The sequence below is a fragment of the Nonomuraea sp. NPDC003201 genome, from assembly GCF_053590415.1.
In genome coordinates, this window is the sequence record NZ_JBSFTC010000322.1 from 1 (window position 1) to 11,689 (window position 11,689).

The 11,689-nt window shown below is 71.2% G+C and carries 13 protein-coding genes and 1 pseudogene; 9 read left to right on the plus strand and 5 right to left on the minus strand.

Annotated elements, in window-relative coordinates:
• The first annotated feature begins 102 nt into the window (after positions 1-102).
• Positions 103-342 (plus strand): hypothetical protein, encoded by a 240-nt coding sequence (locus ACWDX9_RS51905; RefSeq protein WP_449969189.1) that lies wholly within the window; start codon positions 103-105, stop codon positions 340-342.
• Between the two features lie 7 nt (positions 343-349).
• On the opposite strand, the gene ACWDX9_RS51910 is transcribed toward ACWDX9_RS51905, so the two are convergent.
• Positions 350-814 (minus strand): hypothetical protein, encoded by a 465-nt coding sequence (locus ACWDX9_RS51910; RefSeq protein ID WP_449969191.1) that lies wholly within the window; start codon positions 812-814, stop codon positions 350-352.
• Between the two features lie 44 nt (positions 815-858).
• Between ACWDX9_RS51910 and ACWDX9_RS51915 the strand changes: the two genes are divergently transcribed.
• The 5 genes from ACWDX9_RS51915 to ACWDX9_RS51935 are packed head-to-tail and all read left to right on the plus strand — an operon-like array spanning position 859 to position 5,770.
• A complete protein-coding gene (locus ACWDX9_RS51915; RefSeq protein WP_350730930.1) occupies positions 859-1,251 on the plus strand; it encodes a GntR family transcriptional regulator in 393 nt (130 codons plus the stop codon).
• Positions 1,248-2,138: an ABC transporter ATP-binding protein gene (locus ACWDX9_RS51920; RefSeq protein WP_449969193.1), complete on the plus strand. Its 891-nt coding sequence runs from the start codon at positions 1,248-1,250 to the stop codon at positions 2,136-2,138. Before ACWDX9_RS51915 ends, ACWDX9_RS51920 begins: the two co-directional genes overlap by 4 nt.
• Complete coding sequence (locus tag ACWDX9_RS51925) at positions 2,135-3,187, plus strand: ABC transporter permease (RefSeq protein ID WP_449969195.1); 1,053 nt, start codon at positions 2,135-2,137, stop codon at positions 3,185-3,187. Before ACWDX9_RS51920 ends, ACWDX9_RS51925 begins: the two co-directional genes overlap by 4 nt.
• Positions 3,184-4,602 (plus strand): S41 family peptidase, encoded by a 1,419-nt coding sequence (locus tag ACWDX9_RS51930; protein ID WP_449969198.1) that lies wholly within the window; start codon positions 3,184-3,186, stop codon positions 4,600-4,602. The genes ACWDX9_RS51925 and ACWDX9_RS51930 overlap by 4 nt, the downstream gene beginning before the upstream one ends.
• 13 nt (positions 4,603-4,615) lie before the next feature.
• Positions 4,616-5,770, plus strand: a complete 1,155-nt coding sequence (locus tag ACWDX9_RS51935) for an alpha/beta hydrolase family protein (RefSeq protein ID WP_449969200.1) — start codon at positions 4,616-4,618, stop codon at positions 5,768-5,770.
• Between the two features lie 87 nt (positions 5,771-5,857).
• Here the strand turns inward: ACWDX9_RS51935 and ACWDX9_RS51940 are convergent, their stop codons facing one another.
• On the minus strand, positions 5,858-6,676 hold the full coding sequence (locus ACWDX9_RS51940) for an APH(3'') family aminoglycoside O-phosphotransferase (protein WP_449969201.1): 819 nt from the start codon (positions 6,674-6,676) through the stop codon (positions 5,858-5,860).
• A gap of 104 nt (positions 6,677-6,780) precedes the next feature.
• Here ACWDX9_RS51940 and ACWDX9_RS51945 point away from each other — a divergent pair, with 104 nt between their 5' ends.
• Positions 6,781-7,659, plus strand: coding sequence for a hypothetical protein (locus tag ACWDX9_RS51945; RefSeq protein WP_449969204.1), 879 nt, complete (start codon positions 6,781-6,783; stop codon positions 7,657-7,659).
• A 12-nt stretch (positions 7,660-7,671) separates the two neighbouring features.
• Here the strand turns inward: ACWDX9_RS51945 and ACWDX9_RS51950 are convergent, their stop codons facing one another.
• The 3 genes from ACWDX9_RS51950 to ACWDX9_RS51960 are packed head-to-tail and all read right to left on the minus strand — an operon-like array spanning position 7,672 to position 10,432.
• Positions 7,672-8,532 (minus strand): helix-turn-helix domain-containing protein, encoded by an 861-nt coding sequence (locus tag ACWDX9_RS51950; RefSeq protein WP_449969207.1) that lies wholly within the window; start codon positions 8,530-8,532, stop codon positions 7,672-7,674.
• Positions 8,529-9,380: a phytanoyl-CoA dioxygenase family protein gene (locus ACWDX9_RS51955; protein WP_449969208.1), complete on the minus strand. Its 852-nt coding sequence runs from the start codon at positions 9,378-9,380 to the stop codon at positions 8,529-8,531. The genes ACWDX9_RS51950 and ACWDX9_RS51955 overlap by 4 nt, the downstream gene beginning before the upstream one ends.
• 44 nt (positions 9,381-9,424) lie before the next feature.
• On the minus strand, positions 9,425-10,432 hold the full coding sequence (locus ACWDX9_RS51960; protein WP_449969209.1) for a helix-turn-helix transcriptional regulator: 1,008 nt from the start codon (positions 10,430-10,432) through the stop codon (positions 9,425-9,427).
• Positions 10,433-10,527: 95 nt separating this feature from the next.
• On the opposite strand from ACWDX9_RS51960, the gene ACWDX9_RS51965 reads away from it, so the two are divergent.
• Both ACWDX9_RS51965 and ACWDX9_RS51970 read left to right on the plus strand, forming a co-directional pair.
• Complete coding sequence (locus ACWDX9_RS51965; protein WP_449969212.1) at positions 10,528-10,944, plus strand: VOC family protein; 417 nt, start codon at positions 10,528-10,530, stop codon at positions 10,942-10,944.
• 33 nt (positions 10,945-10,977) lie between these two features.
• Positions 10,978-11,652 (plus strand): annotated as a pseudogene (locus ACWDX9_RS51970) (DNA glycosylase AlkZ-like family protein); the annotation flags it as partial.
• Positions 11,653-11,689: the final 37 nt, after the last annotated feature.

Here is an 11,689-nt window from a genome sequence, read left to right on the forward strand (position 1 = left end):
TTGTAATTACAGTAGGGGGCTATTGCATTTAAAATAGCCCTATTAAAAAACAAAACAGCAATTCTCGTAAGAGTGTTGATTTCCGATTTGCGCTCTTCCGCGGTGGGCGCTCGCGGGGTCGCGACGGCGCTGCTCAGCGTGGCACCGGCCCAAGCCGCCGCACCGGCCGACCCGGCGCCGGCGTCCATCAACTGGAGGAAATACGAGTGCGGCGACGGCTCCGAGGGACGGGTGCGATGCCTCAATCAGCACCGGTACTACGAAGTCCACGGCTGCGACTACCTGAAGCCCATTGAGGGCAACGCCACCACGGGCTACTTCTTCTGGCACGCCTGCGCGTAGCCGCCGATCACCAGCCGCGGTGAGCGGCGCCGGCCCGGAGCCGCGGGGCTCCGGGCCGCCCTGCGTCAGCGGCGGCCGCCGGTGCGGGCCGATCTGGTCCCCGGCATGGGTCTCCTCGGCCCGTAACGAGGACACCGCCCTTGACCTGCGCGAACGTCCACACATGGACGCCCCGGTCGATGCGCAGCCCTTCGCCGATCGCCGGGCCGGTCCAGCGGATGCACTTGTGGCGCTGCAGTTGCCGCACGGTGGAGGTGATGACCAGCGTGGTCGGCGGGCTGACGGGGGTCGCGGGCACCGGCGTGGTCCACCTGAACCGCGAGTTCTCGCGGAGCGCGCCGGGGTCCCGGCGCTTCATGCCGGTCACGGGCTTCTGCCAGGTGGGCCGGCCTTCCCCCCGGCACTGGAGCCCACCACCGTCGTGGCCGAACTGGACGGCCTGCTGACACCGATCCTTATGATCCTCTAACATCTAGACTCCTAAAGTGCTAGCAAGCTAGATAAATGGAGAAATCGGTGATCGAGTTCCATCTGGACGGCAGGTCGGGTGTCTCGCCGTACCTGCAGATGGTCCAGCAAGTACGGCACGCGCTGCGGCTCGGCCTCCTCCGCGAAGGCGACCAGCTGCCGACCGTCAAGGAGGTCGTGGCGCAACTGGCGATCAACGCCAACACCGTCCTCAAGGCCTACCGCGAACTCGAGCACGAGGGCCTGGTGGCCGCCCGGCCAGGGGTGGGGACGTTCGTGACGGCGACGCTCGCCGACACCTCCCTGGCCGCGCACGGCCCGCTGCGGATGGAACTGCAGCGCTGGCTCGCCAAGGCCCGCCGAGCCGGCCTCGACGACGAAAGCATCGAGGCCCTCTTCATGACCACCTTTCGGACCTTCGCTCAGGAGGACATAGCGTGAACGCTGTCCTGCAGGCCCAGGCACTGGGCAGGAAATACGGCAGACGCTGGGCACTGCGCGAGTGCACCATCGACATCCCGGCAGGCCACGTCGTCGGGCTCGTGGGACCCAACGGAGCCGGCAAGACCACGCTCCTCAAGCTCGCCAGCGGCCAGCTCCAACCCTCGGCGGGCGGCATCACCGTGCTCGGCGGCCGGCCCGCGGCCACGCCCGCCCAGCTGGCCAGGATCGGGTTCGTCGCCCAGGACACCCCCGTCTACGCAGACCTGACCGTCGCCGAACACCTACGGCTCGGAGCCCGGCTCAACCCCCGCTGGGACGACACCATGGCACGGGAACGCATCGCGCAACTCGGACTCGTCCCCGGACACCGGGCGGGCAAACTGTCCGGCGGCCAGCGCGCCCAGCTCGCCCTCACCCTGGGCCTGGCCAAACGGCCCGAACTGCTGATCCTGGACGAACCGGTCGCCTCCCTCGACCCGCTGGCCCGCCGCGAGTTCCTGCAGGGACTGATGGAGGCCACCGTCGAGCACGAGTTCAGCGTCGTACTCTCCTCCCACCTGGTCTCCGACCTGGAACGCGTCTGCGACTTCCTCGTCGTGCTCGTCGACTCCCGCGTCCAGATCGCCGGAGAGGTCGACGAACTGCTGGCCACCCATCACCGCCTCACCGGCCCCCGCCGCGACCCCGACCGGCTGCCCGCCGACCAGCACGTGATCTCCGCACGCCACACCGAACGGCAGAGCACGTTCATCATCCGCACCGACGCCCCGATCCACGACCCCGCCTGGACGGTCAGCCGGCTCAGCCTCGAAGACCTCGTCCTGGCCTACATGGACAAACGCACCGCCGAGAACAAGCGCGTCGCCCTGGAGGTCCAGCGATGATCTGGCTGACCTGGCGCCAACTGCGCGGCTCGGCCGCGATGCTGGCCGCCCTGCTCGTCATCCTCGCCACCGTCCTGGCCCTGACCGGCCCGGACCTGGCCTCGGACTACACCACCGGCATCGCCGCCTGCACCCAGGACGACACCTGCGGCCGCTTCTACGACCGGTTCTTCGGCGCGTACGACACGCCCTTCATGGCCGTCAGCCTCATCGTGCTGCTCCTGCCCGCCGTCGTCGGGCTCTTCTGGGGAGCACCGTTGATCACCCGCGAGCTGGAGGCCGGCACGCACCTGCTGGTGTGGAACCAGACCATCGCCCGCGGCCGCTGGCTGGCGGTCAAGCTCGGACTCACCGGCCTGGTCGCCATGGCCGCCGCCTGCCTGTGCGGCCTCGCGGTGACCTGGTGGTCCGACCCCCTGGACAAGTCGGCCCCGGGCGACCTGGCCCTGATGGCTCCCCTGGTGTTCGGCGCGCGCGGCATCGCCCCGATGGGGTACGCGGCGTTCGCCTTCGTCCTGGGCGTGACCGTGGGCATGCTGGTACGCCGCACACTGCCCGCCATGGCCCTCACGCTGGCCGTCTTCGCCGCGATCCAGCTCGCCATGCCCCTGCTGGTCCGGCCCCACCTGATGACCCCCGTCACCGCGACCTTCGAGCTCAGCGAGACGAACGTGGACGGCATCGGCATCAACCGCGACCAAGGCGGACGCGTGGAGATTCGCCTGAACGCGGCTGTTCCCGGCCACGCGGGCGCCTGGGTCCTGTCCAGCGATCTCGTCGATCCGTCCGGACGTCCGACCGCCGGCCCCGAGCCCGGAGTCGGGATCGTCCAGATCTCGACGACGTCGGGACCCTGCGCACCGTCGCCGTCGACAGCGACGGGCGCGTGCCCGGCGGAGATCAACCGGCTCGGCTACCGGCAGAAGGCGACCTACCAGCCCCTTGAGCGCTTCTGGCCCTTCCAGTGGATCGAGACCGGGATCTACGCCCTGCTCACCCTCGGCCTCACCTGGCTCTCCTTCTGGTGGATCCGCAGGCGCCTGTCATGACCGCCATCAGGACCATGACGGCCGGACTCGCCCTCCTCCTCGCCGCGGCCTGCACGGCGCCGACGCCGCCGCGCAGCGAGGCGAGCGCCGCAGCCGATACGGCCTGCGCGCGCCCCCAGGGACCGACCGCGGCGGAGACGGCCACCACCATCGACGTCATCGAGCAGGCGTACTTCTGCATCCTCGGCAACTACTACAGCGGCGCCACCCTGGACGCCCGCTCACTCCTGACCAGCGCATTCGCCGCCCTGACCCAGGAGCTCAACCGCAACGGACGCGACCTGCCCGAAGCCACCATGCCGGCGCTGACCGGCGACCGGAAAACCGACTGGACCGCCTTCGAGACCGCCTACCGCAAGACCACCGACCAGGTCCCCGACCTGCGCGACAAACTGGCCGTCACCACCCTCGAAGCCCTCGTGGCCGCCCTCGGCGACAACCACGCCGCCTGGGCCCACGACATCAAGCGACCCCCCGACTACCACGACGGCGACGGCTACGGCCTGGGCCTCGAAGCGAACGTCAACGGCCCCCAGGTGCAGGGCAACCCCGGCGTCGCCCTCCCCCCGCTGTTCATCACCACCGTCCAGGGCGGCGCGGCACAGACCGCCGGACTACGACCCGGCGACATCATCGAATCCATCAACGGATCAGCGCCCTTCATCGACGGCAAGCCCACCCCCGCCATCGCCGCCCTCTACCCCCGATACCCGCAGGCGCGCCCGGTCCGGCTACGGCTCCTGCGGCAGAGCACCGGCCGCCACTGGAACGCCACCCTCAAACCCGGCCTCTACCAGCGCGACCTGACCACCCTGCAAGTAGTCCAGTCGAAACTGCTGGACAACGACGTCGCCTACGTACGAATGCGCGGATTCGCCCCCGACTCCGCCGACAGAGTCCTCAAGGCGATCACCAGACTACGCACCGGCCGCACCCTCACCGGCGTCGTCCTGGACCTGCGCGGCAACGGCGGCGGCAGCCCCCAGGAGGCGATCCGGCTGGAGAGCGCGTTCGCCCACGGCAAGGCCACCGCCCACCTGTGCACCGTCGACGGCAAATGCGAGACCCTGCGGACCGACGACACCGTCCCACTGGTCAACCTGCCGCTGATGGTGCTCATCGACCGCAGCTGCGCCTCGGCCTGCGAACACTTCAGCTCCGCCGTCAAAGACCTGCGCGTCGGCAAGCTGATCGGCACCAGAACCGCCGGCGTCATCTCCGGCCCGGCACAGCCGTACCTCCTCGCCAACAACACCACACTGAACTTCCCCACCCGACACCACCTGGGGCCCGACCACGAGGTGATCGACCGGATCGGCGTACCCCCCGACCACCACGTACCCCTCACCCCCAAGGACGCCGCCGCCGGACGCGACCCCGCCCTGGCCAAGGCCCTGACCTTGCTGCACAAGTGAACGGACCTCTCCGATGAGACACCTCCTGGCAGCCGCCGCCGGACTGGCCGTCCTCGCCGCGTCCGCCTGCTCAGCACCCACCCCGCCCCGCTCCGCCGCCCCCTCGGCCACACCCACCGGCCCCGCCACCCTGCCCGCCCCCACCGGCCCCCACCCCGTCGGCACCACCGCCCTGTACCTCAACGACACCTCCCGCCCCGACCCCTGGGACCTCGACGCCAAAACCAGACAGCTCAAGGTCACCCTCTGGTACCCGACCAAGCAGCGCGACGGGCAGCGAGCCCCGTACATGACCCCCAAGGAATCCGAGCTCACCCTGAAGGGAGGCAGGATCGCGGGCGTCCCGGACGACACCCTGAGCAAGACCCGAACGAACGCCACCAAAGACGCCGAACCCACAGGCCACAAGCTTCCACTCGTGGTGCTCTCCCCCGGCTTCACCAAACCGATGAGCACCCTCACCGCCCTGGCCGAGGACCTGGCCAGCCGCGGCTACGTCGTCGCGGGCATCGACCACACCTACGAGAGCTACGCCACCACCCTCGCCGACGGGCGCGTCGCCGAATGCCTCGCCTGCGACAGCGACGCCGACCCCGGCTTCGGCACCGGCGTGGTCGCGGGCCGGGCCGCCGACGTCTCGTTCGTGCTCGACCAACTGCCCTCGGCCTGGAACGGCGCCAACCGCATCGACCGCTCCCACATCGCCATGGTCGGCCAGTCCATCGGCGGCGCCGGCGCCATGGCGACCATGGTGAAGGACCCCCGGATACGCGCCGGGATCGACATGGACGGCACCACCTACGCCCGGATCCCCAAAACCGGATTCACCCGGCCCTTCATGTTCATCGGCTCACCGCAGCACATCCCCGGTGGCAGGGACAACTCGTGGGACCGCGACTGGAAACTGCTCACCGGCTGGAAGCGCTGGATCGTGCTGTCGGGCGCGGACCACCAGTCCTTCACCGACCTCCCGCTCCTGTCAGGCGCCCTCGGCATCAAACCCGTCTACGGCATCCTGCCCGCGGCGCGCGCCGCCGAGCTCACCCGCACGTACGTGGCGGCCTTCCTCGACCAGCACCTGAGATCGCAGCGGCAGCCCCTCCTGGACAAGCCGTCCTCGCGCTACCCCGAGGTCACATTCTGCCCCGCGACCTGCGGCCAATCCTGAGACCCGTCGCGGAGCTCGTGCTTTTGTGTTGCTCTGTACGGGGTTTGCCCCTGCCAGCGCCCTTTACATTGTAGATTTCCACCGGCGCTAACCCCAGGTGAGCGGGTCGAGGTGGAGGTAGAACCGCTCGCGGTCACGGTCGAGGACGATGCCGTACCGCTCGGCGAACCTCTCGTCCGCCAGGCTCGCCTGCCGCTCGTCGGGCCACGTCTCCCGCGCGTTGGCGAGCAGGAGCGCGATGTCGGCGTACGGGTCGGCCCGTCCGAGGCGGCCGAGGTCGATGAAGCCCGCCACGTCCAGGGTCTCCGGGTCGAGGATGATGTTGGGCAGGCACAGGTCGCCGTGGCAGACGACCGTCTCGGCGGCCTCCTGCGCGAGGCGGTGCTCCAGCTGGGGTTCGAGGCGGGCGAGCAGTTCGCCGGCGGGCGTGTCCTGCTGTTCTTCCGGGAGGAACGCGGGGTTGACCGCGCCCCGCGCGACGACGTCGCGGGCCGTGGCGAACATCCATGTGAGATCCCGCGCGAACGGGCACCCGCGAGCGGGCAGGTCGTGCAGGCGGCGTACGGCATCCGCGATCTTCTCCCACGCCGCCCGCAGCTCCGCGGCCGCGACCCGATCGGCGGGGACGCCCGCGACGGCGCTGGTCACCAGGCGGGCGCCGTCGGCCGTGACGCGCCAGTCGAGGACGCGCGGGCCCGGAACGTCCTGCGTGCCCAGCCAATCGACGCGGTCCCGCTCCTCCTCCAGCGAGGTCACGGAACCGGCGGGGACGCACTTGGCGTATCGGGTGCCGTCCTCGGAGCGGAAGACACCGGCGCCGGACTCACCGTCGGTGACGGGGATCCATCCGTCCCCGTCGCGGCCGTCGTACAGCAGTGCCCGCCAGGCCGATGTCGAGTCGATCATGTGATCCACCCTAGTAGCCGTGAAGCCCGCCTCCCCCGCACTGGGGAGGGGCCTGCCTCTTACGGGGGTGCCCGGGCACCCCCTCCGGCCGCGAGGCTCCTGCCATGCGTGTACACATCGAGGTTCGTACGCTCGTGCTGGTGCGCCGCGTCGCCGGGTTCGGCGCGGCGGCGGCGATGTCCCTCTACCTGCTGGTCAAGCTGGTCTGGATCGCCGCCGAGGTGTGGCAGGGCACGGCCCAGTGGGTGCTGCTCAACGCGATCACGGTGGTGATGGCGCTGGCCGGCGTCGCGCTGGGCCTGGCGCTGGCCCAGTCGTGGGGGACGCGGCTGCCGGACTGGCTGGCGCTGCCGCTCGGGTGGGTCGCCGGCGGCTTCCTGGTGTCCATGATCCCGTACATGATCGTCGCCGGCCTGGTGGTGCCGAGCGCGCCCGAGCCGGCGACCACCACGCCGGCCTGGGAGAGCGCGCTCATCGGCGTGGGGTTCGCGGGCATGGCGGTGGCGCTGGTCGTGGGCCTGCCGCTCTTCCTGCGTGAACGCTGGCCCCGCGCCTTCACCGGGCGGGTGGGCCGGGAACGAGCGGACGGCCGCTTTCTTTGGGTGTTGCCGCTGCTCGGGGTGCTCACCGCGGCATGGATCTCCTGGGCCGCGGGCAGCACCTACGGGCTGCTCACGGTGTGCGACACCCAGGGCAGGCTCCTCATGGCCAACAGCGCGTTGTGCGCGGCGGGCGCCGGGTGGAGCCTGTGGGCGCTCGGCCCGTGGGGCAGCGGGCGGACGCCGGTGTGGCTGCCCATGGCCGTGGGGTTCATCGCCTCCGGGTCGTTGTTCTCATGGGGAGCGTGGCGGCTGGCGTGGATGGTGGCCGGAACGTACCAGCCGGTCGAACTTCGCGGGGTGGCCGTGGCCGAGCACTGCGTCTCCGTGGTCGCGGGCCTCGCCGTCCTGCTGGCGTTGTCGCAGGCGTACGGGCGCCGGTGAGAGAGTGCAGGGTCAGGGGGCTTGGACGAGCGGTTGCAGCACCGTGAGGCCGTAGGACTCGGCCGGTGACGGCGGGGCGGCCTCCGGTGCGGTGCGGCGGAACGTGGTCGGCGCCATCCCGTAGATCGCGTGGAAGCGGCGGGAGAAGTGGTACGCGTCCGCGAAGCCGCACTGCGCGGCGATCGCCCGCATGGACAGGTTGCTCTGCCACAGCAGCGGTTCGGCCCTGGTCAGGCGGAGGAGTTCGAGGGCGGCGACCGGACCGACCCCGAACGTGCGGCGGAACGCACGGCACAGCGTGCTCGGCGAGACCCGGGCGGCCGAGGCGAGCTCCCGCATCGGGACCGGCCTGGCCACCCCGTCGGACCAGTGCTCGCGCACCGCGCGCAGCATCGCGATCACCGGTGACGGCAGGACCGACGGCGGGCGCTGCGCCGGCGCCGGATCGGCCAGGAACGTCAGCACCAGCAGGCGCAGCGTCTCACAGGCCTGGACCCGCCACCGCGGCGGGCACTCGGCGCCCAGCCAGAGCAGATACTGGCACAGAGCGCCCATCGGGTCGTGCCGCCCGGTCAGGTCCCGCACCAGCGGCCAGTCGGCCGGCACCTGACCCGTGAGCGTGAAATGCACGTACGCGTGCCGGGTCGGGGTGCGGGGATCCCAGCGGAACGCGTCACGCATACCCGGCCGGATGAGCAGCAGCTTTCCCGGGGTCAGCGACAGCGCCACGTCGTCCCACAGCCAGGTGGCGCTGCCGCGCAGCAGCCAGACGAACTGGTACGACCTGGCCTCCCGCGGGCCGAACGTCGAGCCGGGCGGATAGTCCGCGACACTCGGCTCGAGCCGGGCCACCAGATCGACGGAGATCGTCATCTGTCACAGCCGCCGTCGCGATTCGGGCGGATCCGCGGCCGGCGCACGTCCTGGAGCCCTTTGTAGGCGTACGGGTCGGTGCCGGCGACGAGGACGACGTCCCGGAAGTCCGCCTGCGCCATGCCCGTCCCCTCCGCCGGGACGGCCCAGGGCAGCAGGGATTCGGCGCTCATGTAGTGGTTGACCAGCGCCCGCCGGTAGCCCCGCCGTCGGGAGTTGGGCAGCGACTTGTGCAACAGGTAACCGTTGAACACCACCACGGTCCCCGCCGCGACCTCGACGGGCACCGCGTCGGAGTCGTCGAACGGGAAGCCGTAGGACTCCACCGTGCAGTCGTAGCGGGGGTCGTCGTGCTCGCGGTTCGGGTAGAGCACGCCGCGCCGGTGCGACCCCGGCAGCACCCAGAGGCACCCGTTCTCCACGGTGGCGTCGTCGAGCGCGATCCAGGCCGCCGCGAGCGAACGGTCGCGGGTCGGGATGAACAGCTCGTCCTGGTGCCAGGCCTGCCCCGGCTCACCCTCGGACTTGATGAACAACATCGACTGCATCGCCTTGACGTTCGGGCCGATCAGCGAGGTCAGCGCCGAGACGATCGCCGGATGGCGCATCGTGTCGAGCATCAGGCCGGACAGCTTGTGCGGGTAGTGGACGCACAGGAACCTGCGCAGCACGTCGTCGTCGCCGTCGGCGTCCCCGGCGGGGAGCGCGCCGCTGATGTCGCCGAGCTCGCCCCGGCAGATGCGGACGGCCTCTTCGAGCAGCTCGCCCACCTCGCCGGGGTCGAGGGCGCGGTCGAGGACGAGGTAGCCGTCGCGCTCGTACGGGGCCTTCAGGTCGGGGTTCGTCATCGCCCCATCATCGCCATCGCGGCCCGGCCCCGGCCATGGCCCGATCACGCATCCGGATGGCGAATCGTGTCACCCGCCGACCCCACCTGGGACGAGGAGGCGTCGGCGTAGCGGCGGGCCAGGTGCGCGAAGGCGTCCTTGAGCGCGGCGGGGCCGACGACCTCGATGTCGGCGTCGAACCTGCCGACGCTCGCGGCCAGCCCGACCCAGGACCAGGAGCCCAGGATGAGCCGGCACCGGTCCGGGCCGAGCTCCTCGACGACCCCGTCGTGGACGTAGGGGGACACGGCGGCGGCCGGCAGGCCGAGAATGACCTCGCCGCGGCAGGGCCAGTCGCCGGAGCCGCCGGAGCCCCGGAACCGATCGGCCACGAAGGCGGCCACCCCTCCCCCGGGCAGCTCGCGCGGCGCGAAACGGGGCCCCGTGGGGACGCGCGGCGTGATCCGGTCGGCCCGGAAGGTCCGCCAGTCCTCCCGGTCGAGATCCCATGCCACGAGATACCAGCGGCCGCCCCAGGTGACGAGGTGGTGGGGCTCCACGCGGCGCGGCGGGCCGCCGTCGTCGCCTCCTGGCGTGGCGTAGTCGAACCGCAGCACCTCCCGGGCACGTACGGCGGAGCCGACGGACACCAGCACCCCGCTGTCGACCTGGGGATCCGGCGCGTATCGCTCGACGGCGGTGATCTGGAGGGCGTCGATGCGGTGGCGCAGCCGTGCGGGCATGACCTGCCGGACGGTGGTCAGCGCACGCGCCGCGGCCTCCTCGATGCCGGCGCCGGTCGTGGTGGCGGCCTGAAGCGCGATGGCCAGGGCGACCGCCTGCTCGTCGTCGAACAGCAGCGGCGGCAGCCGCGTACCGGCGTCGAGCCGGTAGCCGCCGTCGGGACCCTTGGTGGCCGCGATCGGATAGCCGAGCTCACGCAGCCGGTCGACATCGCGGCGCACGGTGCGCGGGCTGATGCCGAGGCGCTCGGCCAGCAACGCTCCCGGCCAGTCCCGGGGCGCCTGGAGCAGCGAGAGCAACGACAGCAGCCGAGCCGAGGTTTTCTGCACCCGTCCAGTATCGCCCGGAGAAGAGGCCACAACCTGACCGCTACCCCTGGAAGTGTGGTCGGCGACCGGGAAGACGACCGACCAAGGAGCACATCATGTCCGTGAACACCGTGACCCATCTGAACTTCCGCGGAGACGCCCGGGCGGCGCTCGCGTTCTACCGGTCCGTGTTCGGCGGGGACCTGGCCGTGGTCACCTACAAGGACGCCGGCAACGTCCAGGAGCCGTCCGAGGCCGACCAGGTCATGTGGGGCCAGGTGAGCGCCGCCGGCGGATTCGAGGTCATGGCCTACGACGTGCCCTCGCGCCTGCCGTACAGCCGGGGGGAGAACGCGTTCTTCGTCTCGGTGCGCGGCGAGACGGCCGAGGAGATCACCGCGTACTGGGAGAAGCTGTCCGACGGGGCGACCGTGCTGCAGCCTCTGGGGCCCGCGCAGTGGGCCCCGCTGTACGGGATGCTGACGGACCGGTTCGGCGTGACCTGGGTCATCGACGTCGCGGCCCAGTACTGATCATCACAGAACGCGCTGCGGCAGGATGATCGCATGACTGTGCTCGACACCCGGACACTCAACCGCGCGACGCTGGCGCGGCAGCTACTGCTCGACCGCGCCGACTTACCGGTGCGGGACGCCGTCGCGCACCTGTGCGGCCTGCAGGCGCAGGAACCGCAGGAGCCGTTCGTGGGGCTCTGGTCGCGGCTGCGCGCGTTCGAACCGGCGGTGCTCTCGGACCTGCTGACCGGGCGTCACCTGGTGCGGACCATTCTCATGCGCCGCACCGTTCACCTCCTCACCGCGGAGGACGCGCTGGCCTGGCGCGCCCGCCACGACGCCATGCTGCGCCAGCGGATGCTCGGCACCTACCGCCGCGAGCTCGACGGGGTGGACCTCGACGAGCTCCTGGCGGCGGGCCGGGCGGTGATGGCCGACGGGGAGCCCCGCACGATGGGTGAGATCGGGCGGGCGGTCGCCGAGCGCTGGCCGGCGCCGGGACCGCGCGTGCTGGGCGAGATGCTGGTCGCCGCCCTCATCCCGATGGTGCAGCTGCCGCCGCGCGGGCTGTGGCGGACGAAGGCGGGCGTGCGCAACGCGCTGCTGTCCTCCTGGCTCGGCCGCGAGATCGACCCGCCCGCCGCGAACGGCTCGGACCCGGTCGGCGAGGCGCTGGTGCGGCGCTACCTGGCCGCCTACGGCCCGGCGGGCTCGGCCGTACTTCGCCCCAGTTGAGGCCTGTCACATCGGATTAGCAGAGCAT

Excerpts from the sequence above, each read along its gene's own strand:
- ACWDX9_RS51910 (WP_449969191.1), bottom strand. The coding sequence starts at position 814 with ATGTTAGAGGATCATAAGGATCGGTGTCAGCAGGCCGTCCAGTTCGGC.
- ACWDX9_RS51925 (WP_449969195.1), top strand. The coding sequence starts at position 2,135 with ATGATCTGGCTGACCTGGCGCCAACTGCGCGGCTCGGCCGCGATGCTG.
- ACWDX9_RS51930 (WP_449969198.1), top strand. The coding sequence starts at position 3,184 with ATGACCGCCATCAGGACCATGACGGCCGGACTCGCCCTCCTCCTCGCC.
- ACWDX9_RS51935 (WP_449969200.1), top strand. The coding sequence starts at position 4,616 with ATGAGACACCTCCTGGCAGCCGCCGCCGGACTGGCCGTCCTCGCCGCG.
- ACWDX9_RS51940 (WP_449969201.1), bottom strand. The coding sequence starts at position 6,676 with ATGATCGACTCGACATCGGCCTGGCGGGCACTGCTGTACGACGGCCGC.
- ACWDX9_RS51945 (WP_449969204.1), top strand. The coding sequence starts at position 6,781 with ATGCGTGTACACATCGAGGTTCGTACGCTCGTGCTGGTGCGCCGCGTC.
- ACWDX9_RS51950 (WP_449969207.1), bottom strand. The coding sequence starts at position 8,532 with ATGACGATCTCCGTCGATCTGGTGGCCCGGCTCGAGCCGAGTGTCGCG.
- ACWDX9_RS51955 (WP_449969208.1), bottom strand. The coding sequence starts at position 9,380 with ATGACGAACCCCGACCTGAAGGCCCCGTACGAGCGCGACGGCTACCTC.
- ACWDX9_RS51965 (WP_449969212.1), top strand. The coding sequence starts at position 10,528 with ATGTCCGTGAACACCGTGACCCATCTGAACTTCCGCGGAGACGCCCGG.